Origin of the sequence: Abyssisolibacter fermentans, from assembly GCF_001559865.1 — a bacterium.
Classification (GTDB): Bacteria; Bacillota; Clostridia; order Tissierellales; family MCWD3; genus Abyssisolibacter; species Abyssisolibacter fermentans.
Map to the genome: position 1 here is coordinate 36778 of NZ_LOHE01000056.1, position 25225 is coordinate 62002.

The 25225-nt window shown below is 28.8% G+C and carries 25 protein-coding genes; all 25 read left to right on the forward strand.

The window, feature by feature from the left end; genetic code table 11:
- Positions 1 to 32: 32 nt before the first annotated feature.
- The 25 genes from spoVT (at position 33) to accB (ending at position 25018) form a co-directional block, all read left to right on the forward strand.
- Positions 33 to 584 (forward strand): stage V sporulation protein T, encoded by a 552-nt coding sequence (spoVT, locus tag AYC61_RS09675; protein ID WP_066500737.1) that lies wholly within the window; start codon positions 33 to 35, stop codon positions 582 to 584.
- 530 nt (positions 585 to 1114) lie between these two features.
- Positions 1115 to 2725, forward strand: a complete 1611-nt coding sequence (locus AYC61_RS09680; RefSeq protein WP_066500738.1) for a putative polysaccharide biosynthesis protein — start codon at positions 1115 to 1117, stop codon at positions 2723 to 2725.
- A 59-nt stretch (positions 2726 to 2784) separates the two neighbouring features.
- The gene (gene yabN, locus AYC61_RS09685; RefSeq protein WP_066500741.1) at positions 2785 to 4269 is read left to right on the forward strand and encodes a bifunctional methyltransferase/pyrophosphohydrolase YabN; all 1485 of its coding nucleotides are present in this window, start codon (positions 2785 to 2787) and stop codon (positions 4267 to 4269) included.
- A 110-nt stretch (positions 4270 to 4379) separates the two neighbouring features.
- Entirely contained in the window at positions 4380 to 4658 is a 279-nt protein-coding gene (locus AYC61_RS09690) for an HU family DNA-binding protein (RefSeq protein ID WP_066500744.1), read from the forward strand.
- Between the two features lie 138 nt (positions 4659 to 4796).
- The gene (locus AYC61_RS09695) at positions 4797 to 5036 is read left to right on the forward strand and encodes an RNA-binding S4 domain-containing protein (RefSeq protein ID WP_066500749.1); all 240 of its coding nucleotides are present in this window, start codon (positions 4797 to 4799) and stop codon (positions 5034 to 5036) included.
- A 196-nt stretch (positions 5037 to 5232) separates the two neighbouring features.
- Positions 5233 to 5511, forward strand: a complete 279-nt coding sequence (gene yabP, locus AYC61_RS09700; protein ID WP_066500755.1) for a sporulation protein YabP — start codon at positions 5233 to 5235, stop codon at positions 5509 to 5511.
- A 17-nt stretch (positions 5512 to 5528) separates the two neighbouring features.
- On the forward strand, positions 5529 to 6041 hold the full coding sequence (gene yabQ / locus AYC61_RS09705) for a spore cortex biosynthesis protein YabQ (RefSeq protein ID WP_066500760.1): 513 nt from the start codon (positions 5529 to 5531) through the stop codon (positions 6039 to 6041).
- Positions 6042 to 6082: 41 nt separating this feature from the next.
- Positions 6083 to 6388, forward strand: a complete 306-nt coding sequence (locus tag AYC61_RS09710) for an FtsB family cell division protein (RefSeq protein WP_066500766.1) — start codon at positions 6083 to 6085, stop codon at positions 6386 to 6388.
- Between the two features lie 223 nt (positions 6389 to 6611).
- Positions 6612 to 7013 (forward strand): S1 RNA-binding domain-containing protein, encoded by a 402-nt coding sequence (locus AYC61_RS09715; RefSeq protein WP_066500770.1) that lies wholly within the window; start codon positions 6612 to 6614, stop codon positions 7011 to 7013.
- Positions 7014 to 7622: 609 nt separating this feature from the next.
- Entirely contained in the window at positions 7623 to 10007 is a 2385-nt protein-coding gene (spoIIE, locus tag AYC61_RS09720; protein ID WP_066500773.1) for a stage II sporulation protein E, read from the forward strand.
- Positions 10008 to 10077: 70 nt separating this feature from the next.
- Entirely contained in the window at positions 10078 to 10800 is a 723-nt protein-coding gene (locus AYC61_RS09725; protein WP_066500776.1) for a vWA domain-containing protein, read from the forward strand.
- Complete coding sequence (locus tag AYC61_RS09730) at positions 10797 to 11663, forward strand: protein kinase domain-containing protein (RefSeq protein WP_066500784.1); 867 nt, start codon at positions 10797 to 10799, stop codon at positions 11661 to 11663. Before AYC61_RS09725 ends, AYC61_RS09730 begins: the two co-directional genes overlap by 4 nt.
- A gap of 210 nt (positions 11664 to 11873) precedes the next feature.
- Positions 11874 to 13289: a tRNA lysidine(34) synthetase TilS gene (gene tilS, locus AYC61_RS09735; RefSeq protein WP_066500790.1), complete on the forward strand. Its 1416-nt coding sequence runs from the start codon at positions 11874 to 11876 to the stop codon at positions 13287 to 13289.
- Entirely contained in the window at positions 13273 to 13809 is a 537-nt protein-coding gene (gene hpt / locus AYC61_RS09740; protein WP_066500791.1) for a hypoxanthine phosphoribosyltransferase, read from the forward strand. Before tilS ends, hpt begins: the two co-directional genes overlap by 17 nt.
- A 247-nt stretch (positions 13810 to 14056) precedes the next feature.
- Positions 14057 to 15943 (forward strand): ATP-dependent zinc metalloprotease FtsH, encoded by a 1887-nt coding sequence (gene ftsH / locus AYC61_RS09745; protein ID WP_082759893.1) that lies wholly within the window; start codon positions 14057 to 14059, stop codon positions 15941 to 15943.
- A gap of 235 nt (positions 15944 to 16178) precedes the next feature.
- Positions 16179 to 16565, forward strand: a complete 387-nt coding sequence (locus AYC61_RS09750) for a thioesterase family protein (protein ID WP_066500793.1) — start codon at positions 16179 to 16181, stop codon at positions 16563 to 16565.
- 419 nt (positions 16566 to 16984) lie between these two features.
- On the forward strand, positions 16985 to 18685 hold the full coding sequence (locus AYC61_RS09755; protein WP_420806808.1) for an acyl-CoA mutase large subunit family protein: 1701 nt from the start codon (positions 16985 to 16987) through the stop codon (positions 18683 to 18685).
- Between the two features lie 53 nt (positions 18686 to 18738).
- A complete protein-coding gene (locus AYC61_RS09760) occupies positions 18739 to 19140 on the forward strand; it encodes a cobalamin B12-binding domain-containing protein (protein ID WP_066500798.1) in 402 nt (133 codons plus the stop codon).
- 21 nt (positions 19141 to 19161) lie between these two features.
- On the forward strand, positions 19162 to 20100 hold the full coding sequence (gene meaB / locus AYC61_RS09765; protein WP_066500801.1) for a methylmalonyl Co-A mutase-associated GTPase MeaB: 939 nt from the start codon (positions 19162 to 19164) through the stop codon (positions 20098 to 20100).
- Between the two features lie 78 nt (positions 20101 to 20178).
- Positions 20179 to 20580 carry a methylmalonyl-CoA epimerase gene (gene mce, locus AYC61_RS09770; RefSeq protein WP_066500803.1) on the forward strand — a complete coding sequence of 134 codons (402 nt, stop codon included), beginning with the start codon at positions 20179 to 20181 and terminating at the stop codon, positions 20578 to 20580.
- Between the two features lie 21 nt (positions 20581 to 20601).
- Positions 20602 to 22149, forward strand: a complete 1548-nt coding sequence (locus tag AYC61_RS09775) for an acyl-CoA carboxylase subunit beta (protein ID WP_066500807.1) — start codon at positions 20602 to 20604, stop codon at positions 22147 to 22149.
- Positions 22150 to 22189: 40 nt separating this feature from the next.
- Entirely contained in the window at positions 22190 to 22531 is a 342-nt protein-coding gene (locus tag AYC61_RS09780; protein WP_066500809.1) for an OadG family protein, read from the forward strand.
- Positions 22532 to 22562: 31 nt separating this feature from the next.
- Complete coding sequence (locus AYC61_RS09785) at positions 22563 to 22943, forward strand: biotin/lipoyl-containing protein (RefSeq protein WP_066500814.1); 381 nt, start codon at positions 22563 to 22565, stop codon at positions 22941 to 22943.
- Positions 22944 to 22976: 33 nt separating this feature from the next.
- On the forward strand, positions 22977 to 24158 hold the full coding sequence (locus AYC61_RS09790; protein WP_082759894.1) for a sodium ion-translocating decarboxylase subunit beta: 1182 nt from the start codon (positions 22977 to 22979) through the stop codon (positions 24156 to 24158).
- Between the two features lie 413 nt (positions 24159 to 24571).
- Entirely contained in the window at positions 24572 to 25018 is a 447-nt protein-coding gene (gene accB, locus AYC61_RS09795; protein WP_066500818.1) for an acetyl-CoA carboxylase biotin carboxyl carrier protein, read from the forward strand.
- Positions 25019 to 25225: the final 207 nt, after the last annotated feature.

A 25225-nucleotide genomic window follows, 5' to 3' on the forward strand; every position in this document is an offset into this window, starting at 1 on the left:
TGCTTCAATTTTATAACTAGGAGGGAAAAATTTTGAAAGCTACAGGAATTGTTAGAAGAATTGATGATTTAGGTAGAGTAGTAATACCTAAAGAAATAAGAAGAACTTTACGTATTAAAGAAGGAGATCCACTAGAAATATTTACTGATAGAGAAGGGCAAGTTATATTAAAGAAATATTCTCCTATAGGAGAACTAGGTGAATTTGCAGAGGAATATGCAGAAGCATTAAGTCAAACTGTTAAACATATTGCAATTGTCTGTGATAGAGATACTGTAGTAGCAATATCAGGTGCATCTAATAAGGAATATTATGATAAAAGACTTAGTACTGAATTAGAAAAGATTATTGAAAGCAAAGAGATTTATGAAACTGCTGGTGAAATAAAACCTATTAGATTAATATTAGATGAAGCAAGTTCAGAGCAATATGTAACACAAATTATAGCACCTGTAGTTTCACAAGGAGATCCAATTGGAGCAGTAATATTAGCTTCAAAAGAATCAGGAGCTACTATGGGAGAAGTAGAAATTAAATTAGCAGAAACTGCAGCTAGGTTTTTAGCAAAACAAATGGAAGGTTAAAAAAAGCCTGCTTATTTAAGCAGGTTTTTTTATGTGATGCATTAAACTCAAATTATTTATAGAGATTATAAGCATTAAACAAAATCTATTATTTTATATGAATTGCTTACTCCTATGAAAAAATGGAATAGGAGATTAATTATATTTTTAACGTTATATAAATAATCATAGTTAAAAAAAAGTATTAGATAAATTATAATGTAATATATTTATTTTATATAGTAAAAATTTATAGTAAAATTCAAATTATTTATAAAAAATTCATCACTTCTTAATTATGAAACTCATTCATGTACCTCAAACTCAGTCTGGATAAGCCATTCACTTTAAATTAAAATTTAGGTTCTGTGCTGATAATTTAGAACTATATAGCACATTATGGGGGTATATATGAAGATCAGGAATAAATATACTTTATCCTGTTTTAGAAGATTGTAATTTATTTTTTTATTTAATTAAAACATAATATTTGCTATAATAGAAAATGTTAAGTACAATATAGGCTTTTAAAGCCTTTAGGAGGATAATTAATGAGCAAGAAGTCTTTTTTAAAAGGAGCTGTCATTTTAGGAGCAGCCGGAATATTAGTTAAAGTATTAGGAGCATTTTACAGAATACCATTAGTAAATTTAATAGGAGACGAAGGTATGGGTTATTATCAAACCTCATACCCAATATATAACTTGCTGTTTGCAATATCAACAGCTGGCTTGCCTGTAGCTATAGCAAAATTAGTATCAGAGAAAAGAGCCTTAGGGCAGTACAAAAACGCACAAAGAATATTTAGGATTTCGTTTTTAGGCTTAATTATAGGAGGAGTATTAACTTCATCGATAATTTTCTTTGGTAGTGGTATGATAGTTTCTTATTTAGAGAATCCAAAAGCGTATTATGCTATGATGGCATTAACACCAGCATTGTTATTTGTACCAATTATGTCAGCTATTAGAGGGTATTTTCAAGGACGTCAAAATATGGTACCTACTGCATGTTCACAAATTGTAGAGCAGATATTTAGAGTAGGTATAGGATTATATCTTGCTTACATATTATTAGATAAAGGTTTAGATAAAGCTGCTGGAGGAGCTGCTTTTGGAGCTTCTGCGGGTGCAATTGGTGGTACAATATTGATGGTATTAATATACCTATACAATAGAAAAAATATTAAAGACGAAATTAGAACTGATTCTACAGAAGTTTACGAAAGTACAAATCAGATTATAAAAAATATATTAATTATTGCTATACCTATTACTATGGGAGCGGCAATTGTACCATTAATTAATAGTATAGATGTTGCAATAGTTATGCGAAAACTTCAGGTAATAGGGTATACTAAAATCGAGGCTTCAAAGCTGTATGGACGAATGGCAGGCATGGCTCAGACATTAATAAATTTCCCGCAAGTTTTTTCAATTGCATTATCAATGAGCTTAGTACCAGCTATATCAGCTGCATATGCTACACTAGATTATAAGAATGTTAGAGATATATCTATTTCTGGAATTAGGGTATCATTAGTTATTGGTTTACCAGCGGCATTAGGATTATATGCTCTAGCAGTGCCAATAATGAAGTTATTATATTTTACTCAGAGTTTAGAGGTACAAGAAAGTGCTGGTTCTATTTTATCAGTACTTGCATTTAGTGTAATATTTTTAGCATTAGTGCAGTCAATGACAGGTATTTTACAAGCTATAGGAAAGCCATTTATACCTGTTAGGAATCTTATTATAGGTGCAGCATGTAAAGTTGTAATAACTTATACACTTACAGGAATAAAAAGTATCAACATTTATGGAGCTGTTATAGGAACAATATGTGCATATGCAATAGCTAGTATATTAAATTATGTATCTGTCAAAAAATATGTTAATATAAGGCCAAATTTTATAGATGTATTTATTAAACCAGCTATTGCAGCTGTAATTATGCTTATTGCTGTTAAAATATCTTACCTATACATATGTAAGTATATTCCAGAGAGATTAACAACGATTATAGCTATTATTATCGGAGGAATAATTTATGGTGTAGCATTAATTGTAACAGGTGCAATTACCCAAAGAGATTTTGAAATTATACCAAAAGGAAATAAAATAGTAAAGGTGTTAAGAAAGTATAGATTAATTAGGAAGTAGTATTCAACCCAAATTATTCATATTTTAAAATAATGAGTTATTATATAGGTGGTGTAAAAATGGCGAAAATAACTATTGTAGGATTAGGTTATGGGAATTACTCTTCACTTACATTATCAGCAGCTGAGAGTATAAAAAAGTCTAATAGATTATATTTTAGAACAAAAAACCATGAGGTTGCTGATTATTTAAAAGGAATGGGTAAAGAAATTACGTCATATGATTATGTTTATGAAGAAAGTCAAACTTTTGATCAAGTATATGAAATAATAACAAATGATTTAATAGAAAATGCTAATAGATATAACGAAATATCATATTGTGCTCCAGGCAATCCAGTACTATCAGATAAAATTGTGCAGTTACTTTTAGAAAAAGAAAAAAAAGGATTAATAAAGCTAGACATAATAGGTAGTATAAGTATTGTTGATGAAGTATTAAAAACAGTCAAAAAAAATGATGATAAAAGCTTAAAAATAGTTAATGCATTAGATATAGGTAATCAATATTTGGATATTAATAGTGAAAATATAATCATTAATGTTTATGATCAACTAATAGCTTCTGAAATAAAGCTATATATAAGTGAAATATATGGTGACGAATTTGAAATTTATGTTTTAAATAAAAACAAAGAGGAATTAGATTTCACGTCAAAAAAAGTTTTAGTCTATGAAATTGATAGATTGACTAGTTGGGATCATAAATCTTGCTTGTTTATACCTGCTGTTGATTATTTAAATAAACAAGTATATAATTTACACGATCTGATAACAATAATGGAAAGATTAAGAGGTAAGAATGGTTGCCCATGGGATATGAAACAAACACACAGTTCGTTAAGAGAATATGTGTTAGAAGAAGCCTATGAAGTAGTAGAAGCAATTAATAATGATGATTCAGATAATTTAGCGGAAGAATTAGGGGATTTATTGTTACAAGTTATTTTTCATAGTCAAATAGCAAAAGAAGAAGGAACCTTTAATTTGTGGGATGTAATAGCAAAGCTTTCTTCGAAATTAATAAATAGGCATCCCCATGTATTTGGAGAAGTAAAAGTAGATACAGCTAACCAAGTGCGACACATTTGGGAAAGCATAAAAGATAAAGAGAAAAATATCGAATCGTACTCAGAAGGTTTAGAAAACATCCCAAAAGGATTATCTGCATTGATGAGAAGCCACAAAATCCAAAAGAAGGTCGCTAAAATTGGTTTTGACTGGGATAATATCAATCAAGTGTTAGAAAAGGTTAAAGAGGAATTTAGAGAGCTAGAAGAGGCAATAGAAAATAATGATCAATCTAATATAGAAGAGGAATTAGGAGATTTATTATTTGCAGTAGTAAACTTAAGTAGGTTTTGTAAGGTTAATCCTGAAACATCTCTAATAAATACAATAGAAAAATTCATTTTTAGGTTCAAATTTATGGAAGAAGAAAGTAAGAAACAAGATAGAGATTTGAAAGAAATGACATTAAAAGAAATGAATGAACTATGGAATTTATCAAAAATACATAAAAACTTAAAAAAAGATAAAAAATAATATTGAAAAGAAGGATTTTACAAAGATACCTAGAATATTAGTTAATTATATTAGTATTGTCTTATAGCTACATAACTGAGTTTACAGTTCAAAAATAGGGAGGTATTTTAATGAACAAAGCAGATCTTATAACAAGTATGGCTGATAAAAGCAATTTGACAAAAAAAGATGCTGAAAGTGCTTTAAATGCATTTATGGAAAGTGTAAAAGGTGCTCTTGAAAATGGAGATAAAGTTCAATTAGTTGGATTTGGAACATTTGAAGTAAGACATCGTAAAGAAAGAGAAGGAAGAAATCCAAGAAATCCTAAAGAAAAAATATTAATTCCAGCATCTAAAGCTCCAGTATTTAAAGCTGGTAAAACATTAAAAGAAGCAGTTAATAAGTAGAAAATCAGGTCTTTGACCTGATTTTTTAAAACACAAAAGAAATTATTTCTGTTATGTTTCAGAAATTTAACATAAAAAACTTTAATTATTTTACTAGATAATGAAAAAATAACCTTGTTAGAAATGGAGAGTGAATTAATGAGGATAGATAAATTTTTAAAAAATTCTAGAATAATAAAGAGAAGAACTTTAGCAAAGGAAGCATGTGAAAAAGGAAGAGTCTTAATAAATGATAAGGAAGTTAAGCCGGGAGCAGAAGTAACACCTGGGGATATAATAGAAGTTATTTTTGGTAACAAGACATTAAAAGTAGAAGTTATAGAGTTATTGGAACATGTTACTAAAGACGATGCACATAAGTTATACAAGATACTATAATAAAGAGGTCATCTCAAAATAGAAAATTATTTCTATATAGAGATAACCTTTTTTTAATCTATAGAGTACTTTAAAAAATGTGAGAAATTATAATACATTAAATTAATTTAATCAAAGTTTTTGTTTCATTATTCATGTCATAAAGTAAGTTTTTAAAACATACTCTTTTAACATGAGTAGTAAAAGGGGGATTAGTATGAATAATATAGTAAATACTACTAATCAAAATATATATCTAGAAGATAGAAAAAAATTAAATATAACTGGTGTTGAGCACGTAGATAAATTTAATGAAAGCTGTATAGTCATTGTTACAACAAATGGGGTAGTGACAATAAAAGGCGAGGTTTTAAATATTAGCAAATTAAATCTGGATGATGCAAATGTCAAAATAGAAGGACACATTGATTCTATGGTATACAGTAATAAATCTATAAATCATAAGAAAGGTCTATTAAAAAATATGTTTAAATAGCTTTATGAGGTGTTTGTATGTATGTATTAACGAAGGACCAGATTTTAATTTTTCTCACTACAATTTATGGAGGACTAATAATAGGTTTTATTTATGATTTATACAGAGTTTTCAGATATTTTATTAAGCCAAAAAGACTAGCAACATTAATAGAAGACTTGCTATTTTGGATATTAATATCTATAATATCAATTGGTATATTATTCTACAGTAATTGGGGTCAACTTAGAGGGTACGTATTATTAGGGTTTATTTTAGGTGTCTTAATTTACAGCTTATTACTAAGCAAAATCATTATTAAAGCTATGATAAAGATTATAGGATTACTTATAAAACCTATTATATATATATTAAGATATTTAGTATTACCATTAAAGTATATTAAAAATATATTAGTTAAAATGAGATTGAAAATTAACAAAAAAGTGATAAAACATAAAAAAAGAATAAAAAGGATTTTAAGTTTACCATATAGAATAATATATGATATAAAAAAGCATACAAAATATATTTTATTTAAGAAGCACTAATTTAATAGGATTAGTATAAAATTTTTAAGGATGGATAAAATATGAAAAGAAAAAAGAAAAAGCTATTTAAGTTTAGAACTGTTTTTCTGTTGATTATAACAATATACCTATTGAGTCTTTGTTTCAAAAAATATATATTAATATATGATTTAAAGAATCAAATAGCAGAGGAAGAAGAAAAAATAGATGCTGTTACTAATGATATTGAAGATTTAAAGGGAAAGATAGAGAAAGGAAATTCATTAGAATTTGTTGAATCTATAGCTAGAGATGAACTAAAAATGGTTAAGCCTGGTGAATATATTTACATAGAAGAAAAGAAAAAAGATAAGAAAGATGAAGAATAGAAAAAAATTATTTATTTTTACAATAATATTAATTTAGCATCATAAATATTATAAAAAAAGGCTTACTTATCATATAGTACAATATATTAAAAATTGTTTATAAACGTTATAAAAGCAAATATAGACATATTATATTTAATGTGTTATTATTGACATATTAGAAATATTAATATATACTTTAAAAGATTAAACAGATAATTTTTAAAGGAGGAATTGTTTATATATGCCAGTTAAAGTAGGAAATGTAGTTAAAGGCACAGTTACAGGCATAACAAACTTTGGTGCTTTTGTTCAGCTACCAGAAGGAGAGACTGGATTAGTCCATATTTCAGAGGTATCACATGAATACGTAAGTGATATAAAAAAGCATCTAAAAAATAAACAAAAGGTAAATGTTAAAGTTTTATCTATTGAAGGAGGAAAGATAAGTTTATCTATAAGACAAGCTAAACCGAAAAGAAGTAATAGGCAGCCTACAGAGATAGACTGGTCCAATAAAACGGAGCGTATTCAACGTGGTATGTCTTTTGAGGATAAAATGTCACAATTTTTAAAAGACAGTACAGAGAGACAAGACCAGATAAAAAATAGAGAATCTAAAAGAGGTAATTCAAGATCTCGTTAATATATTTGCATATTTAAACCGGTTTTACCGGTTTTTTCATATTATAAATTTTTTTTATTTTAAAAACTTAAAACTAACTTTTATTAATTTAATGTAAATAGAATAGTTTTAAAAGATACAATTACTAGGTGTTAATAGAAGTTTTTTTATACTAAAAGAACTGTATTGACAAGCTATTAATCTAGCAAAGGTTTAGGTTATTTAGAAAGAATAGGTAGACAATTTAAAAAGTATTGAATTTTTATATTTATTTTCTATAGAAATTATGTCGAATACTATAGATTAATTAAAATACTCTAAATATGATAGATTATTGTCATAATGAGTATTTTTTTTATTTTTAAATTAGAAATAAATAATGGTTTTATGGCGATAAATACTATTATAAACTTATTATATGATTATATTGAACATTTAGAATTATAAAAATGATAAGCTACAACGATTTAAACAGATAAAAATATGTCATACAAGCTAAAAAGTTCACATCATATGATAATTTATTAAATTTTGTGTAAAACACTTTTTTTTAACTAATACCCTTTATTGACAAATAAAACAGCTGAGTTTTGATACAATAGCAGGCACAAAGTAAAGGGTGGTGAGTTAATGGTTAATGAAATAGTACAAAATATAAAGTTAAAAAACATAAATAGGGATACGGCAAGAATCGAAGATATAAAAAACTATTTGTATATTAGTATTCCGTATTTTTTTATAACAATTATATGTATTTTTATATCTAGAGTAAAACTAATGAATAACTTTATGCCTTTCTCAATAGCATTAGTCGGAGCCTATATGGTGAAAGGTAAAAGAAATTGGTTGACAGGATTAAGTGCTACTATTGGTCTATTAACTGTTACAGGAATGACGAAATACGAATATATAATGGCAATATGGATATTGCTTTTTTTGCATAATGTTTTTAAAACAAATATAGAATTTAATAAAATAGGTTCAGCTTTGTTATCATCATTCTTAATTGTCTTTATAAGGATTGTTTTTTTAAGTATAAAAGACTACTTTATATACGACTTTATAATGCTTAGTTTTGAAGCAGTTATAATATTTGCAGCAACTTATATATTTAACTATGGTATTTCTGTATTTTTTAAGTATGATGAGGATTTAATAAACGAGGAAATAATATCATTAGTTATTATTTTAGCTTTAGTTATTGCTGGTGTAGGACAAGCTCAAATTTATGGTTTCTCGCTAAGGAGTATAATTAGTATATTTATAATAATTGCAGTTGGTAATATGAAAGGACCATCAATGGGTGCAGCTATTGGTATTGCTGTTGGATTGATTATATCTTTTAGTACGCCATTTATATATATAACAGTTGCAATACTAGGTTTTTGTGGACTGATGACAGGATTATTTAAAGAATTAGGTAAATTAGCAAGTTCTATAAGTTTTATAATGTCTTATTTTATAATCTCATATTATTCCATAGAAGCTGTTGATATTGTAATAAAGACTAGAGAAATTATAGCTGGAGCATTAATGTTTCTACTGCTTGGCAAAAGTTTCATAGAAGCTTTTGACCGTACTATACTACTTAACAGAAATAAACTTACAGTTAAAAAATCTTATCATAATAGGATTAAATATATAACAAAAAAAAGATTAATGGAATTATCAGAGGTTTTTGAAGAATTATCAATAACCTTTGATAGGGTTATTCAAGGAGAAAATTATACTCAAAATAAAGATATATCAGATTTTATTGATAAGATATCAGAAGGTGTATGTAAAAATTGTTCTTTATATTCAATATGTTGGAAAAATGACTTTTATAACACATATAAAGCTATGTTTGATTTAATGAATATGATTGAGATGAAAGGAAACTTAAAAGAAAAAAATCTTCCACTTTTGATAAGGAAAAGATGTCTTCGCCCTAATAAGATAGTGGATAAATGTAATTATCTATTTGATTTATACAAATTAAACTATGTTTGGAATAAAAAAATACAAGAGAGTAGGCAGTTAGTTTCGCAACAATTAAAAGGAGTATCAAATATAATGGTTGATTTATCACAAGAAATAGAAGAAGATATAAGGTTTAAAGAGGATGTAGAGAATAGTATTTATATACAATTAAAAAATAATGAGATTGCAGTAACAGAGGTTGTAGTCACAGAATCGAGTAGTGAAAAATTCGAGATAATAGTAGAAACAAAAAACAAATTAGATAATAGCCAAGTACAAAAACTTATTAAAATAGTGTCTTCTATTGTTGGATATAAAATTAAAATGGATAAATACTTTTATGGCAGTTCTCAAAATAACAAGTATTCAAAAATAAAGTTAATCAAAGCTAATAGATTTAATGCAATAACAAAAGTATCAAGAGTAAATAATTCTTTTGCCAAGGTTTCTGGAGATAGTTATGTTTTTGGTGAACGTAAAAACAACTATTTTACAATATTAAGTGATGGTATGGGAGTAGGCTACAAGGCAAATATAGAAAGCAGTACCGTAGTTTCATTATTAGAAAAATTTTTAGAAGCAGGATATAATAAGGAAGTAGCTTTAAAAACTATAAATTCTATATTAATTTTAAAATCTAATGATGAAATGTTGACAACATTGGATATGTCTATATTAGACCTTTATACTGGGAAAGGACAATTTGTAAAAATCGGCTCAGCACCTACGTATATAAAAAGAAATAAAACAATTATATCCATAAATTCTAGCAGTTTACCAATAGGTATATTGAAAGAAGTTGATATTTATGTATATGAAGAGCAAATAAAAAATGGAGATATTATAATTATGTTATCTGATGGAGTTTTGGATGCTAATGAAGATAGTCAAGATAAAGAAGCTTGGTTAACCGAAATTATAAGAAATATTGATAGTGTAAATCCTCAAACAGTTGCAGATAAAATCATGGATTCGGCGTTAAAAATAGCACCAATAAAAAATAGAGATGATATGACTATATTGGCGACAAAAATATGGAAAAGCGTAAAATGAACTTACTATCCCTCGAAAAAGTATATAAATATAAAAAATGTAAATAATCATTAATACTAGGAGGGATATTATGGAAAAAAATATTGAATTTAAGCAAATAATACTTGTAACTGATGGAAAATCTAATAAAGGTATTAACCCAATAACGGTTGCTGAAAATGCAGTTAATAGTGGTATATCAATAAGTACTATTGGCATAATAGAAGGTTCTAAAGATAAAGAGTACTTACAAGAAATAAAAGGTATAGCAAAGGCAGGAAGAGGTCTTTGGGAAATTACTGATATTGAAGATTTGGAGAAGAGTATTTGTTTGTTAACAAAACAAACAGTATGTAAAACTATTGAACAAGCAGTAAATAAAGAATTACAAGCAATTATTGGTAAAGAATTGCAAAATATTGAGCCCGATTCTAGAAAAAAAATAATTAATTTTATAGAAAAAATTGAAGATGGAATGACAATAAAATGTAGCGTTGTTTTAGATTGTAGTAAAAGTATGACCAATAAAATAGAAATAGCAAAAAAGAGTATTATTAGCCTATTAAGAAATTTAAGTGAAAGAAAAGGAAAAACTTTTGTTAGCGTTATAGCTTATCCATGTGATGAAGAAACAGATTCCAAAATCATATCTAATCTTACAAATGATATAAAGAGTTTAGAAAAAGCTATAAAAGAAATTGAAATAGGCGGATTGACACCAACAGGATCAGCACTACAAGCAGCTATAAACTTGTTAAATAATAAGAATGATACTTTAAAAGAAGAAGGCTTATTTGAAAGTTTGATAATATGAAGAATAGTATCATAGGAAAATGGAATCAAAATAAATATACAGTTTTAAGTAAAATTGGAAGCGGTGGAGTAGGAACTATTTATAAAGTTTGTGATGAAGATGATAATATTTTTGCACTTAAAATTAGTGATAATATGTATTCTATATCTAGAGAATATGAAGTCATGAATAGTCTGAAAAATTTAGATTTTATACCAACAATTTATGATATGGATGATATATATATCAATCAAAAGGCGCATTTTTTTTTAGTTATGGATTATATAGATGGAATTAGTTTGCGTGAATATGCAACTATGAATAATAATATAACTGAAAAAAATATTATAAGTATATGGCTAGTATTAATAAAATATTTAAAACAAATGTTTACAAAAAAATATATGTATTACGATATAAAGCCTGATAATATACTAATAGACAAAAAAAATAATAAAATTATGATTATAGATTTTGGCTCGGTAGTTTCCTTAGATAGATCTGCTACCGAGTTTACCCCTGCGTATAATATGAGTTCATGGTGTAGTAATTCTAAAGTCTCTAAAGAACAAATACTAATATTTAACACAACAATGTTAATAATACATTTATTTATAGATAAAGAACTAAATCCACTAAAATTTGATTTTAATGATTTAATTATTATTGTAAAAGAACTCAAAATAAATAAAATAGTAAAGGATTTTATAATAGAATCTTTAAAATGTAGATATAAAAATATAAAAATATTTGAAAAAGAATTAAAAATAGTTTATAATTCAGTAATAAATAATAAATATTTATATTATCGTATTATAGATATTTTATTTACAACAAGCTTAAGCATTTTTTTATTTTTTTTATTATATTGTATGCTAAAATGAAGTAACATTTTAGTGAAACATAATGTATTAAGATTGATTATAAAATAATGTTACTTAGAAGCTTTTTAGAAATTTTATTTTATAAAGACTTTTGTAGATTCTAAAAAATTTGAAATATATTTTATAAACATAGTTGTTTTTTGGTATAATAAAAAAATAAAACTAATAAATTTACAAAACGATAAAATAGTTTTAGCTGTAGGTGATGATTTGGAACAAAAAGTTTATGATACAATTGTTGATAATAATTTAATCAAATCAGGAGACAAGTTAGTTGTAGGAGTTTCTGGAGGGCCTGATTCCATGGCTCTTCTTTGTGTTTTGAAAAATATACAAAAATCAATAAATTTTACCATTATTTCCGTACATATTAATCATGGAATTAGAGGTAAAGAAGCCGACAAAGATGAAAAATATGTTAAAAATATATGTAAACAGTGGAATATACCTTTTTATAATAAAAAGGTTAATATGGACGAGTATGCAAAAATAAATAAAATGTCTTCTGAAGAAGCAGGAAGAGAACTAAGATATAAGTTTTTTAACGAAATTCTAAAAAAAGAATCTGCAAATAAAATAGCAGTTGCACATAACAAAAATGATCAAGCTGAAACTGTTATGATGAGGTTTTTAAGAGGTACAGGGATAGAAGGATTAAAAGGAATGGAATTTAAGGTAGGTAATATCATAAGACCTTTGTTAAGTATTGACAGATCTCTGATAGAGGAATATTGTGAAGACAATAACTTGAATCCTAGAATAGATAAAACTAACCTTCAGCCCATTTATGGGAGAAATAAAATAAGACTAGAATTAATACCTTATATCGAAAATAACTTCAATAAAGGCATAGTAAATACATTGACAAGAACAGCAAATATAATGAATGAAGATAATGACTTTATTAATAAGTATGCAGAAGAAAAATTTGAAAAAGTATGCAATAAAAAGAGCAAAAATATTATAGAAATAAAAGTAGAGGAATTTAAAGAATTACATATTTCTATTAAATCAAGAATAATAAGATTAAGTATAGAAGCAATTAATGGTAACAGGAAAAATATAGGCTTAAAACATATAAAAATTATAACTCATTTCATAGAAAATGGTGTAGCAGGTAAAACTCACGATACAACAATGGGAGTCGAATTATTAAAAAAATATGACACATGTTTGATAAGAAAAAAAGAAAATAGTTTACATAAAGTTATCAAAGATAGAAATAAACTTGTTTTAAATGCTAAAAATTATAATAATAATTTTAAATCAGATATTATTATAGAAATTAAGGATATACAAAAAATTGATTTTAAATCTAATGATAGGTTTATAAAATACATTGATTATGATAAAATAAAAGGCGACTTATATATAAGAAATCGAAAACCTGGTGATAAATTTGTTCCATTTGGAATGAAAGGTAGTAAAAAACTCAAGGATTATTTTATAGACAATAAAATTCCTAGAGAAGAAAGAGATAATATACCGATTATTGAAGATGAAAAAAATATCATATGGGTAGTAGGATATAGGTTAAGTGATTTGTATAAAGTCGATAAAAATACTAAGAAAGTGATATTAATACAATATATCACTAAGGAGGATTTATATGATAAAGGACATTGAAAGGATATTAATTTCAAGAGAAGAATTAGAAGCAAAAATTAAAGATTTAGGATTACAGATTACTGAAGAATATAAAGGTAAGGATTTAGTGTTAATATGTGTCTTAAAGGGAGCAGTTATGTTCATAACAGAACTTGCAAAAAATATAAACTTAAATCTGGAAATGGATTTCATGGCTATATCAAGTTATGGTGCTTCAACGAAGTCTTCTGGAGTAGTTAAAATAATTAAAGATTTAGATACTAGTATAGAAGGGAGAGATATATTAATAGTAGAAGATATTATAGATAGTGGATTAACATTGAAGTATTTGATAGAAAACTTAAAATCTAGAGATCCTAAGAGCATAAAAATATGTACACTTTTAGACAAACCTGATGGCAGACAGGTTGAAGTAGACGTTGATTATACTGGATTTGAAGTACCAAATGAATTTGTTGTTGGATTTGGGCTAGATTTCGCTGAAAAATACAGAAACTTACCATATATAGGAATATTAAAGGAAGAAATATATAAATAATATTGATTAAATTTATTATAGTTTCAGATTACTTGAATAAGTAATTGATTTTGCTTTTAGATTTGATACTTATAAAAAGAAGAATACAGTATAGTATTTATTTTCTATGAAATAATCTAGGATAGTATAAATCGAGATAATAATAGAATTTATTAGTTAAATCACAGTATGTAGAATTGAAAAATTTTTTATCTAATTAAATCAAAACAACTACAACAATGATTTATTAATGAGAGGAGGACTGTAGTTGAGAAAGTTTTTTAGAGGTATAAGCTTTTATTTACTAATATTTATAATAATAATAGCTCTTGTTCATATAATGACAAAGCCAATGGAAAAGACAGAAAAAATAGAATACAGCTTGTTAGAACAAGAGATTGAAGCCAAGCATGTTAAAAATATAAAGATTGTGGATCATCAAATTACGGGTGTATATGTAGCTTCGTACAAGGAAGGTAAAAATTTTATATCACAAATACCAGAAGTTGAAAAAGCTTATATAGATAAGTTTCAAGACTTAAACACAGATTTATTGATTGAAGCTGAACAAGAAGAAGGCACTCCTTGGATCATGCAAATATTACCAACTATATTTATGATATTAGTAATTGTTGTGTTTTGGTTTGTTTTTATGCAGCAGTCCCAAGGTGGAGGAAGCAGGGTTATGTCCTTCGGTAAAAGCAAAGCAAAAATGCATAAGCAAGATGGAAATAAAAAAGTATCATTTAAAGATGTTGCTGGTTTAGATGAAGAAAAAGAAGAGTTAAAGGAAATAGTGGATTTTCTTTCAGATCCTAAAAAATATATAGCTCTTGGAGCTAGGATACCTAAAGGAGTTTTGATGGTGGGACCTCCCGGGACTGGTAAAACATATTTATCAAGAGCAGTTGCTGGTGAAGCAGGAGTACCATTTTTCAGTATAAGTGGTTCTGATTTTGTTGAAATGTTTGTAGGAGTTGGAGCTTCCAGAGTTAGAGATTTATTTGAACAAGCCAAGAAAAATTCACCATGTATAGTATTTATTGATGAGATAGATGCAGTTGGTAGAAGAAGAGGTGCTGGACTTGGTGGAGGACATGATGAAAGAGAACAGACATTAAACCAATTACTTGTAGAAATGGATGGATTTGGAGACAATGAAGGCATAATCATTATAGCAGCAACCAATAGACCTGATATATTAGACCCAGCGTTATTAAGGCCAGGTAGATTTGATAGACAGGTACATGTGGGAGTACCGGATATTGTTGGAAGAGAAGCTATATTAAAAATACATTCAAGAGGTAAACCGTTAGAAGAGGATGTAGATTTAAAAATATTAGCTAGAAGAACACCAGGTTTTACACCAGCAGATTTAGAAAATTTAATGAATGAAGCAGCACTTTTAACAGCTAGGAAAAATTTAAAGAAAATTTCAATGGATATAACAGAAGAAGCTATAACAAAGGTAATAGCAGGACCAGAAAAGAAAAGCAGAGTTATTAGTGAAAAAGAAAGAAAACTTACTGCTTTCCATGAGGCAGGGCATGCTGTTGTAGCTAGATTACTACCAAATACAGACCCAGTTCACCTAATAAGTATAATTCCAAGAGGAAGAGCTGGTGGTTTTACGATGATACTTCCAAAGGAAGATAAATATTATACTTCAAAAATAGAAATGGAAGAAACATTAATACATTTGTTAGGTGGTAGAGTAGCAGAAAAATTGGTGCTAAATGATATTAGCACAGGTGCTTCAAATGATATAGAAAGAGCTACAAAGATAGCAAGAAATATGGTTACTCATTATGGAATGAGTGATAAGCTTGGACCAATGACATATGGAACTGATGATAATGAAGTATTCATAGGAAGAGATTTAGGAAGAAGTAAAAATTACAGTGAAGAAGTAGCAGCAGAAATAGACAATGAAATGAGATGCATAATAGATAATGCATACAACAAAGCACAAAAGCTGTTAAGTGAAAACATGGATAAACTTCATGAAGTAGCGCAAGCATTACTTGAAAAAGAAACTTTGTCAGCTGAAGAATTTGAAGAAATTTTTACAGGTAAAAAAGATGCTGGTTTAGATGATCTTTTACCTGAAAGTAATACTGATAAATTAGATATAACAAAAAAAGAAGAAGAATAAAAATGTAAGGGAGGTTATAGTTAATCTCCCTTTAAATTATGCTTTTAAGTAGAAAACTCAAATCTATGATTTGATGTGAATCGCTTATTCCTAGGAATGAAATGAGTAGGAGTTTCATTATAAAAGTTATACATTGATGAAATACTAGGCTAGTTATAAATAATCAAGGAGATATATTAGTTATATGTGATATAATATTTTAGTAAAAAAATTTCATAAAGGATGAGGTGGAAATATGTTTTCTAATTTAAAAATAGGATTAGAAGCAAGAGTAGAAAAAATTGTAACAGATAAAGATACTGCAGCGGAATTTGGAAGTGGAGATATTTATGTTTTTGCTTCACCAGTTATGATAGGCTTAATGGAAAATGCTTCACTTAACGCAGTAGATAAAGAATTGGGCAATGAATATTCAACAGTTGGTATAAATGTAAATGTAAATCACATAAGTGCAACTCCAGTAGGACAAAAGGTTTATGCTGTAGCAAAGTTAATAGAAATTGACGGTAAAAAACTTTGTTTTAAAGTAGAGGCATATGATGAAAATAAGAAAATAGGAGAAGGGACACATACAAGATATATAGTAAATATAGAAAAGTTTTTAAATAAAATTAAGAATTAGTATTAAAAAGTACAATAAAACTACTACATTAAAATTGTAGAGTGATATTGTATTTTTTTATGAGTTATTTAGGGAACTTTCAAAAATTTTGATTATAAAAAATTAATAAAAAAATACTTATTTAATATAAGTATTTGAAAGTTTTATTTCATTTTATAAATAATTTGATAAAATATCTTGCAAAATTATTAATTATGTATTAGTCTATACATGAATATTAATGTTTTACGAAAAAATATAGAACGATAGTTCTATAAACGCTAACGAAATTGTACTATAAATTGGTTACTTTGATTCAATGTTAAATATAATAGTGTAATTTATATCTGGAAGTACAAGATGTTAGTTTAAGTCAAAGGGATATTCGAAAAATAACTTCCCATTGCAGTATTAGGAACTTATTTTTTCAGTCTCTAAATATGATAGGAGGGATTTTTCAAGTGTTTGACAATGATATGCTTAAACAAATTAAGCAAGAAAAAGAGCAATGGCAGCAGGCTAAGGTTAACAAAGCTCTTTCAAGATTTCCAGAAAGGATGGAAAATTTCACAACAGGATCCGGAGAAAATGTAAATAGGCTTTATACACCAGAAGATGTTGAATCATTACAATACAATGATGATATAGGCTTTCCAGGACAATATCCATACACAAGAGGTGTTCAACCTACAATGTATAGAGGTAGACTATGGACAATGAGAATGTATGCTGGATTTGCCACAGCAGAAGAGTCAAACAAAAGATATAAATACCTAGTTGAGCAAGGTTCTACAGGATTATCAGTAGCAATGGATCTTCCAACTCAAATAGGATATGATTCAGATCATCCGTTATCAGAGGGAGAAGTTGGAAAAGTAGGAGTTGCTATAGATTCTTTAGAAGATATGGAAGTACTATTTGATGGTATACCTTTAGATAAAGTTAGTACATCAATGACTATAAATGCACCTGCATCAGTTCTACTTGCAATGTACATAGCTGTTGCAGAAAAGCAAGGAGTATCATCTGATAAACTTAGAGGAACAATACAGAATGATATATTAAAAGAATACATTGCTAGAGGGACATATATATTTCCTACAGAACCTTCTATGAGACTAATAACAAATATATTTGAATATTGCTCAAAATATGTTCCTAAATGGAATACAATCAGTATTTCTGGTTATCATATCAGAGAAGCTGGATCAACTGCAGCACAAGAGGTTGGATTTACTCTAGCAGATGGTATAGCTTATGTTGATGCTGCTATAAAAGCAGGATTAGATGTTGATACATTTGCACCAAGATTATCTTTCTTTTTCAATGCACACAATGATTTATTAGAAGAAGTTTCAAAATATAGAGCGGCAAGAAGATTATGGGCTAAAATAATGAAAGAAAGATTTGGTGCTAAAAATCCAAAATCAATGGCACTTAAATTCCATACACAAACTGGTGGTTCAACATTAACAGCACAACAACCAGACAATAATATCATTCGTGTTACAATACAAACATTAGCAGCTGTATTAGGAGGAACGCAATCACTTCATACAAATTCTAGAGATGAAGCACTTGCGCTTCCAACAGAAGATTCAGTGAGAATAGCTTTAAGAACACAGCAAATAGTAGCACATGAGAGTGGAGTAACTAATACTATTGATCCATTAGCTGGTTCATATGTTATAGAAGCAAAAACAAATGAAATAGAAAAGAAAGCTATGGAATATATTAATAAAATAGATGATTTAGGTGGTGCTCCTAGAGCTATCGACCTAGGATATATACAAAAAGAAATAATGGATTCAGCATATGATTATCAAAAAGAAATAGAAGATAATTCTAGGATAGTTGTAGGAATGAACAAGTTCCAAATAGAAGAAGAAAGTCCTAAAGGATTATTAAAAGTTGATCCACAGGTAGGAGAAAGACAAAAAGCTAAGCTTGCTCAGTTAAAAGCAAGAAGAGATAATGATAAGGTAAAAGAAAGATTAGAAGCTCTACGAATGGCATGTCAAGGCGAAGAAAACGTAATGCCATTTATAGTAGAAGCAGTTAAGGTATATGCTACTTTAGGAGAAATATGTGGAATTATGAGAGAGGTATTTGGAGAATATCAACAATCTGTTAACTTATAATTTAAATATTGATTAATCAGGGTATGATTTTTATATGAAAAGGAGGATATTTTATGGACAGACCAATTAGAGTATTAGTATCCAAACCGGGTCTTGATGGTCATGATAGAGGAGCAAAAGTAATTGCAAGAGCATTAAGAGACGCAGGTATGGAAGTTATATATACTGGATTAAGACAAACACCACAGCAGATAGTAGCAGCTGCTATACAAGAAGACGTAGATGTAGTAGCCATGAGTATACTATCAGGAGCACATAATCATTTGTTTCCAAAGGTTATGGAGCTTTTAAATGAACAAGGAGCAGATGATGTATTAGTAATTGGTGGTGGAGTTATACCGGATGAAGATATACCTGGATTGAAAAAAGCAGGTATAGCTGAGATATTTACACCTGGAACAACTACAGGCACAACAATAGATTTCATAAGAAAAAATGTCAAAAGAGTCCAATAATGACAAATTGGTGGTGTCAGTATGAATATTGAAAATAAGCTTCTATTAGGAGATAAGAGAGCATGTGCTCGTCTTATCTCGCTATTTGAAAATGAAGAACAAGAAGCAATAGATTTAGTAAAAAAACTTTATAATAAAACCGGAAAAGCTCACATTATAGGAATAACTGGACCTCCAGGTGGAGGGAAAAGTACACTAACTGATAAACTTGCCAAAGAATTAAGAAAAAGAGGGAAAAAAGTAGGAATAATAGCAGTAGACCCAACGAGTCCTTTTAGTGGGGGTGCAATATTAGGTGATAGAGTTAGAATGTCTGATTTAGCACTAGACAAAGGAGTTTTTATTAGAAGTATGGGTACAAGAGGATATCTTGGAGGACTTTCTAAAGCTACACAGGGAGCTGTTAAGATATTAGATATATTTGGAATGGATTATATATTTGTAGAGACAGTTGGAGTAGGACAATCAGAAGTAGACATAGTGAAGACAGCAGATACAGTAGTTATGGTTATGGTACCCGGATTAGGGGATGATATTCAGGCGATAAAAGCAGGAGTGATGGAAATAGGAGATGTCTTTGCTGTTAACAAAAGTGACTTACAAGGTGCAGACAAAACAGCTAGAGAAATTCAAACAGTTTTAGATTTAGGACATAGACAAGATAGAAGGATTCCAGTAGTAAAAGTAACAGCAAGACTAAATGAAGGTGTAAATGAGCTATTAAATGAGATACTAAGTCATATGGATTACATGGAAGAATGTGGAGAACTTAGCGACAGAAGAGGAGAAAATGCTAGAAAAGAGATAATAAGCATGGTAGAAACTGAACTTATGAATATAATAATGAAGAAAGCACAAAAAAACGATTTTCTTAATAATATATCTAACGATGTAGTATTAAGAAAAATTGATCCATATACTGCAAAAGATGAGATATTAAGTTTAATTAAAAATAAATAAATCTAGATTATTCATGATAATAATTTCCAATATATTTTTTAAATGAATATTTTGGGTTAAATTTAAGGAGGTTTTTTTATGGTAATGAAGGTAGATCATATAGGTATAGCTGTAAAAAGCTTAGAAGAAACTCTTAAATTTTATACACAAGTACTAGGATTAAAATTACATGATACAGAAATTGTTGAAGAACAAAAAGTGAAAGTTGCTTTTTTACCAATTGGAGATACTGAGTTAGAATTATTAGAATCAACAGAGGAAGACGGACCTATAGCAAAATACATAGAAAAAAAAGGACAAGGCATGCAGCATATAGCTTTTAGAGTAGAAGATATAGAAAAAGCTATAGAAGATATGAAAAATAAAGGAATAAGAATGATAGATGAAAAACCTAGATATGGTGCAGGTGGAGCGAAAATAGCTTTCTGCCATCCTAAAAGTACAAATGGTGTTTTAGTAGAGCTTTGCCAGAGAGATTAGTAATAAAGGAGGGTAAAACATATGTCAAGCACTAAACTTGAAGAATTACAAGCACGAAAATCGAAAATTAGGCTAGGCGGTGGAGAAGAAAGTATAAAGAAACAACACGAAAGAGGAAAGCTTACAGCTAGAGAAAGAATAGAAGCGTTGCTAGATGAAAATACCTTTGTGGAAATAGATGCGTTTATCACACATAGATGTACAAATTTTGGCATGGAAAAGAAAAGTGCACCTGGAGAGGGTGTAATTACTGGATATGGAACAGTAGATGGAAGATTAGTGTATGTATTTGCACAGGATTTCACAGTAATAGGCGGATCACTTGGAGAAATGCATGCAGCTAAAATATGCAAGATTCAAGAAATGGCATTAAAAGTAGGAGCACCAGTTATAGGAATAAATGACTCAGGTGGAGCTAGAATACAAGAAGGTGTAGATGCATTAGCAGGATATGGCAGAATATTCTATAATAATACTATTGCATCAGGTGTTATACCTCAAATATCAGTTATATTAGGTCCTTGTGCAGGTGGAGCTGTATATTCGCCAGCGTTAACAGATTTTATATTTATGGTTGAAAACACAAGTAAAATGTTTATAACAGGACCACAAGTTATAAAGACAGTTACAGGTGAAGAAGTTACTGCAGAAGAGCTTGGTGGAGCTATGACACATAACCAAACAAGTGGTGTTGCGCATTTTATAGATTCAAGCGAACAAGAATGTATACAAAGAATAAAATTATTACTTAGTTTTTTACCATCAAATAATTTAGAAGATACACCGGCATTCGACACACAAGATGACATAAATAGAGTGGAAGAAAGATTAAACGAAATAGTACCTGATAATCCTAATAAAGCATACGATATGAAAGAAATCATAGGATTATTAGCAGATAATGGTGAATTTTTAGAATATCAGCCTTATTATGCACAAAATATAATAACTGGTTTCATGAGATTAAATGGAAAGTCAGTTGGAGTTATAGCAAACCAACCTAAAAACTTAGCTGGATGTTTAGATATAAATGCTTCTGATAAAGCAAGTAGATTTATTAGAACATGTGATTCATTTAATATACCAATACTTAACTTAATAGATGTTCCTGGGTTCTTACCTGGTACAACTCAAGAATATGGCGGAATAATAAGACATGGTGCGAAGTTACTATATGCATATAGTGAAGCTACAGTACCAAAAGTATCTGTAATAATCAGAAAAGCATATGGTGGATCATACTTAGCTATGTGTAGTAAAGATTTAGGTGCTGATATGGTTCTTTCATGGCCAAATGCAGAAATAGCAGTAATGGGACCAGAAGGAGCTGCAAATATAATATTTAGAAAAGACATTAAAGCAGCAGATGATCCTGTAGCAGCGAGGACAGAAAAAATTAAGGAATATAGAGATGCAGTTGCAAATCCATACGTAGCAGCCTCAAGGGGCTATGTAGATGATGTCATAGAACCTTCATCAACTAGAAAAAGAATTATAAGTGCTTTTGATATGCTTTCTACAAAGAGACAAGTACTGCCAGCTAAAAAACATGGAAATATGCCATTATAACAGTAGTATCTTAAGAAAGCTATAAAGAGAGGTGAATTAATTGATTGGTGAAAAGGTAACTTTTATGCAGGGATTATTTGTAACGCTTTTTAGCATGGGCATTGTTTTTTTAACTTTAATTTTGATATCGTTTATGATAGATGGTATTAGAAATGTTTTTGGAAGAAAGAAAAAAGAAGAAATTGTAGAAAAAAATGCTGAGCTTGTAGCTGTTGAAGAAGTAGAAAATGATGATGAAGAATTAGTTGCAGTAATTTCAGCAGCTGTAGCATCAATGCTTTCAACGTCTATAGATAATATTCATATTAAGAGTATAAAAAGAATTCCTCAAACAACAGGAGTTTGGGGCAGGATGGGAAGACAAGAGCAATTATATAAATAATTAGAATGAAATGTCTAAGGAGGAATATAATATGAGAAAGTTTATGATAAAAGTTAACGGTAATAGCTACGAGGTAGAAGTAGAAGAGATTAAGTCATCAAATAGTACTGCTTCAGTAGTAACATCCGCACCTTCAGCTCCACAAAAGCCAGTTGCACCTAAAGTACCTAAAAAAGCAGTAGCAAAACCTGCACCAGCTGGAGCAAATGCAATAAAAGCAGAAATGCCTGGAACAATATTAGATATCAAGGTTTCAGAGGGTGAAACTGTAAAAGCAGGTCAAGTATTACTCATATTAGAAGCAATGAAAATGGAAAATGAAATACTAGCACCAGCTGACGGAGTTATATCATCAATTAATGTTATAAAAGGAGCATCAGTAAAAACAGGAGACCCATTAGTGTCAATGTAAAAATGTAAAATAACAGAAAGCGAGGCTAACTAAATGGAAGTGATCAGTAAATTCTTGACTGAATCTGGCTTTTATCAGCTTATAGCAGGTGGACAATATAAAAATATAGTAATGATTATTATTGCTTGTTTTTTATTGTATTTAGCAATAAAAAAAGAATTTGAGCCTCTTTTACTTTTGCCGATAGCATTTGGAATGTTATTAGTTAACCTTCCGGGTGTTGATTTAATGAAGGAGCCATTTGTAGAAACAGTATTAAATGAAACAACAGGACAAATGGAAACTCATAAGGTAGTAGGAGGATTATTATACTATTTATATCAAGGGGTTAAGCTTGGAATATACCCTCCATTAATTTTCTTATGTGTTGGAGCTATGACAGATTTTGGACCATTGATAGCTAATCCAAGAAGTTTATTATTAGGGGCAGCAGCACAGTTTGGCATTTTCTTTACTTTTGCAGGAGCGTTAATGCTAGGGTTTACTGGACCTGAAGCAGCTTCTATAGGTATAATAGGTGGAGCAGACGGACCTACTGCGCTCTTGGTAACAAGCAAACTTGCATCAGATTTGCTAGGACCTATTGCAATAGCAGCATATTCTTACATGGCGTTGGTTCCAATAATACAACCGCCAATAATGAAATTACTGACAAAACCTGAAAATAGGAAAATCAAAATGGAACAGCTAAGAGAGGTATCTAAAAAGGAAAAAATAGTATTTCCTATAGCGGTTACAATATTTACTGTTCTTTTATTACCATCAGCAGCACCATTAATAGGAATGTTGATGTTAGGTAATTTAATAAAAGAATCAGGAGTAACAGATAGATTATCAAAAACTGCACAGAATGAATTATGTAATATAGTTACAATATTTTTAGGATTAACAGTAGGTGCAACAGCTAATGCACAAACATTTTTAAAATTGCAGACTATACAAATAATATGCTTAGGACTAGTAGCATTTTGTATAGGAACAGCAACAGGAGTTATATTTGGAAACATTATGTGTAAATTAACAAAAGGTAAAGTAAACCCATTAATAGGAGCAGCAGGAGTGTCAGCAGTACCTATGGCGGCTAGAGTCGTTCAAAAAGTAGGACAAAAAGAGAATCCAGCAAACTTCTTATTAATGCATGCCATGGGACCAAACGTAGCAGGTGTAATAGGATCAGCAGTAGCAGCAGGGGTTTTACTTAAAATATTTGGATAAAATAATTGATAATAGCTCACATCTTAAAGATGTGAGCTTTATTTAAGCAGAGAACCTAAATCTATGACTTGGTGGGAGTCGCTTACTCTTAGAACGAAGTGAGTAGGAACTACAAATTGAAAGATTAAAAAAAGATAAATAAAAATATTAAAATTGCAAAAAGATAATATTTAAGATATGCAAGACACAGATTTAGAAAGCAAGAGACTAAAATCTAATTATACTACATAAATTAAATATATAATTTAATGGAATATTTGATTGAAGATGTGAATATTTATTAACAAAATTAGTACCTAGTATTAAAACTTAATATTAGGCGTTGACAAAACAAAAATAATGAATTATACTTTGAATATCAAAATATTTGATACTAAAAATTAAATATACCCTTATATTGAGAGGTGAAATTAGTGCAAATTGATAAAATTAAAGAGATTATAAGCCTAGTTAACGAGACAGATATTAATGTTTTAGAACTAGAAACAGATGGCATTAAATTAAAGCTACAAAAGAGCATTACAGAAAATAACATAGATAAAATAAAGCTAGCTACAGCAAGTGAATCTGATTCTAATGAAAAGACAGAAGAGAAAATAGCTGTTGTAGAAAATGAAAATATAAAATATACAGAGGTAAAATCACCAATAGTTGGTACATTTTATTCTGCACCAAACCAAGACTCACAGCCTTTTGTCAAAGTTGGAGATAGAGTCAAAAAAGGAGATATTCTGTGTATTATTGAAGCAATGAAGGTAATGAATGAAATTGAAGCAGAAGTAGATGGTGAAATTGTCCAGATACTTGTAGAAAACGAATCAATGGTAGAGTATGGTCAAGTGTTAATTAAGATAAAATAAGATACTTAAAGTTGCTTTAAAGGAATCTTATATGTCTCCAAGAGATAATTAAAGAATCCATATTAGCTAGAAAATGATGTTTAATCAAAAAATCATATAAGGTTAGAAAGTTAATCCAGATTATTCATATAACGCCCGATAATATGATGCAAAAGTTAAGTGAGAACCTAAATTTAATTTAGTGTGAATTGCTTACTCATTCGAAGG

Excerpts from the sequence above, each read along its gene's own strand:
- AYC61_RS09680 (WP_066500738.1), top strand. The coding sequence starts at position 1,115 with ATGAGCAAGAAGTCTTTTTTAAAAGGAGCTGTCATTTTAGGAGCAGCC.
- yabN (WP_066500741.1), top strand. The coding sequence starts at position 2,785 with ATGGCGAAAATAACTATTGTAGGATTAGGTTATGGGAATTACTCTTCA.
- AYC61_RS09690 (WP_066500744.1), top strand. The coding sequence starts at position 4,380 with ATGAACAAAGCAGATCTTATAACAAGTATGGCTGATAAAAGCAATTTG.
- AYC61_RS09695 (WP_066500749.1), top strand. The coding sequence starts at position 4,797 with ATGAGGATAGATAAATTTTTAAAAAATTCTAGAATAATAAAGAGAAGA.
- yabP (WP_066500755.1), top strand. The coding sequence starts at position 5,233 with ATGAATAATATAGTAAATACTACTAATCAAAATATATATCTAGAAGAT.
- yabQ (WP_066500760.1), top strand. The coding sequence starts at position 5,529 with ATGTATGTATTAACGAAGGACCAGATTTTAATTTTTCTCACTACAATT.
- AYC61_RS09710 (WP_066500766.1), top strand. The coding sequence starts at position 6,083 with ATGAAAAGAAAAAAGAAAAAGCTATTTAAGTTTAGAACTGTTTTTCTG.
- AYC61_RS09715 (WP_066500770.1), top strand. The coding sequence starts at position 6,612 with ATGCCAGTTAAAGTAGGAAATGTAGTTAAAGGCACAGTTACAGGCATA.
- spoIIE (WP_066500773.1), top strand. The coding sequence starts at position 7,623 with ATGGTTAATGAAATAGTACAAAATATAAAGTTAAAAAACATAAATAGG.
- AYC61_RS09725 (WP_066500776.1), top strand. The coding sequence starts at position 10,078 with ATGGAAAAAAATATTGAATTTAAGCAAATAATACTTGTAACTGATGGA.
- AYC61_RS09730 (WP_066500784.1), top strand. The coding sequence starts at position 10,797 with ATGAAGAATAGTATCATAGGAAAATGGAATCAAAATAAATATACAGTT.
- hpt (WP_066500791.1), top strand. The coding sequence starts at position 13,273 with ATGATAAAGGACATTGAAAGGATATTAATTTCAAGAGAAGAATTAGAA.
- AYC61_RS09750 (WP_066500793.1), top strand. The coding sequence starts at position 16,179 with ATGTTTTCTAATTTAAAAATAGGATTAGAAGCAAGAGTAGAAAAAATT.
- AYC61_RS09755 (WP_420806808.1), top strand. The coding sequence starts at position 16,985 with ATGATAGGAGGGATTTTTCAAGTGTTTGACAATGATATGCTTAAACAA.
- AYC61_RS09760 (WP_066500798.1), top strand. The coding sequence starts at position 18,739 with ATGGACAGACCAATTAGAGTATTAGTATCCAAACCGGGTCTTGATGGT.
- meaB (WP_066500801.1), top strand. The coding sequence starts at position 19,162 with ATGAATATTGAAAATAAGCTTCTATTAGGAGATAAGAGAGCATGTGCT.
- mce (WP_066500803.1), top strand. The coding sequence starts at position 20,179 with ATGGTAATGAAGGTAGATCATATAGGTATAGCTGTAAAAAGCTTAGAA.
- AYC61_RS09775 (WP_066500807.1), top strand. The coding sequence starts at position 20,602 with ATGTCAAGCACTAAACTTGAAGAATTACAAGCACGAAAATCGAAAATT.
- AYC61_RS09785 (WP_066500814.1), top strand. The coding sequence starts at position 22,563 with ATGAGAAAGTTTATGATAAAAGTTAACGGTAATAGCTACGAGGTAGAA.
- AYC61_RS09790 (WP_082759894.1), top strand. The coding sequence starts at position 22,977 with ATGGAAGTGATCAGTAAATTCTTGACTGAATCTGGCTTTTATCAGCTT.